At 41.1% G+C, this 1,887-nt stretch carries 1 protein-coding gene; it reads right to left on the bottom strand.

Annotation, left to right across the window (positions count from 1 at the left end; all coding sequences use genetic code 11):
- Positions 1 to 321 precede the first annotated feature (321 nt).
- Complete coding sequence (locus F6K23_RS40265) at positions 322 to 1,785, bottom strand: IS66 family transposase (protein WP_293166791.1); 1,464 nt, start codon at positions 1,783 to 1,785, stop codon at positions 322 to 324.
- Positions 1,786 to 1,887: the final 102 nt, after the last annotated feature.

Here is a 1,887-nt window from a genome sequence, read left to right as displayed (position 1 = left end):
GTAAGGATTCAGGTGAGAGCGATCGCTTAACAGGTCTTGGTCTATAACTTCAGGAAATCTGGGACAGGTTGACAAAACATCAAACTACGCTAAACTAAGGACATGAGTGAGTCAGTACCACTCCTCAGTCTGGAAAACCTTAACCAGTTGTCAAAGAAGGAACTGGTGACGATGCTATTGGCTCCACAAAAAGCGATCGAAAAACAGAATGCGATCAATTGAGAAATTAAGAATTAGTAGAGATTTAGACAGCAAAAGTTCCTCCAAACCACCATCAACAGATCGTCAAGATTCAGGTCAAAGCGATCGCTATTGAATGATTCAGATCTCAGATGTAGGAATCAGAGAAAGAGCTGATAAGTCATCATCATCTAGAGCGATCGCCTTTAAAGACTGCTCAAAGAAATCAATCACTGAACGTCCCTGACGACGACAGGTTTGGACTACAGTCAGTAAATTGGCTGTGTGTTGAAATCTTTCCATGCTTCTAGAGCCACCACTGACCTTTCTTTTGGTGATAGCTAACCTTAATGACCGCTCTGCTAGATTATTATCAGGTGGTATCTCTGGGTGAGATAGAAAATACCACCATTGATCGGCTTTGAGCTTGAGGCTGCGTAACAATTTTCCGGCCTCATAACCTGCTTTGTTGCTCCATTGTTTGAGGGTTAACTCTACCTTATGTTTAAATCTAACAGCCCAGTGACGATAAACATTATCCTCTTGATTTTGCTGCCATTGGCTATAATGACGAAATCCCTCATCAATTAAGTCTTTGAAAGCTTTGCCAATGGCTTGATTGTTTTCCCCTGGAAGTTGAATCAATCGTTGAAAGTGACGACGTAGATGGGCTAAACATTTCTGTTGAGCTTTGACTCGATAGCCATTGTACACACTATATTCATCACTACTGATAACACCACCGTATTCACTACCCAATTGAGATTCCAGTTCTGCACGACTCCTGGTATCTGCTGCATGAAACAAGCAGAAATCTTGATTGGTAAATACCCACAGCCATTCCTTCACTCCTTTAACTGGCCAAGGTGTCTCATCTACATGAATTGAAGGTTGTTTTGTTTTGACCCAATTTGACAATTGCTCTACATGAGGTTTTATTGCTGATTCCAACCTTTGATTGGTGTTGAGGTTAGTTCCGATACCAATCTCAATCTTTCCCAACTCCCATAACATTTCTTGTTGCTTTTGATATGGTAAATGTCCATAATTACCTAACCATCCGACAAAGGCTTGTAGCTTTACCCCCAAATCTTGTCCTGGTATCATTTCTTCTGGCCATGCAGCAGATATGACCGTTCCACACCCCTGACATTGGCAATGATAACGATGGTACTCTACTATTTCTATCGGCTTTTCTACCAGTTGTGCTACTTGTTGAGTCTCTATTGCCACTGGTTGGGCTAAAAATTCTGTTTGACCACAATGACTACACCTAGATGGTTCTAAAATTTCGATTCTGTTAACGCTCGAAAACCCTTGACGAGTTTTTCCCTGATGTCCTGGTTGCCCTCCCGGTCGTCTCTTTTTTTTCTCAGAGCTTGGACTAGCTTCAGAATGTTTTGATTTTTCTGATTTTTTGAGTAGGTCTGTTGATGGTGGCTTGGAGGTACTTTTGCTGTCTAAATCTCTACTAATTCTTAATTTCTCAATTTCTTGTTGTAGCTTTTCGATCGCTTTTTGTTGAGCCAATAGCATCTTCACCAGTTCCTTTTTTGATAACTGGTTGAGTTTTTCCAGAGTTAGGGGTGGTACTGACTCATTCATGTCCTTAGTTTAGCGTAGTTTGATTTTTTGTCAACCTGTCCCAGATTTCTTGAAGTTATAGACCAAGACCTGTTAAGCGATCGCTCTCACCTGAATCCTTAC

This window comes from Okeania sp. SIO2C9 (assembly GCF_010672455.1).
GTDB lineage: Bacteria > Cyanobacteriota > Cyanobacteriia > Cyanobacteriales > Microcoleaceae > Okeania.
Note: the sequence above shows the minus strand (reverse complement) of the source record. Positions and strands in the feature narration are given on the sequence as shown.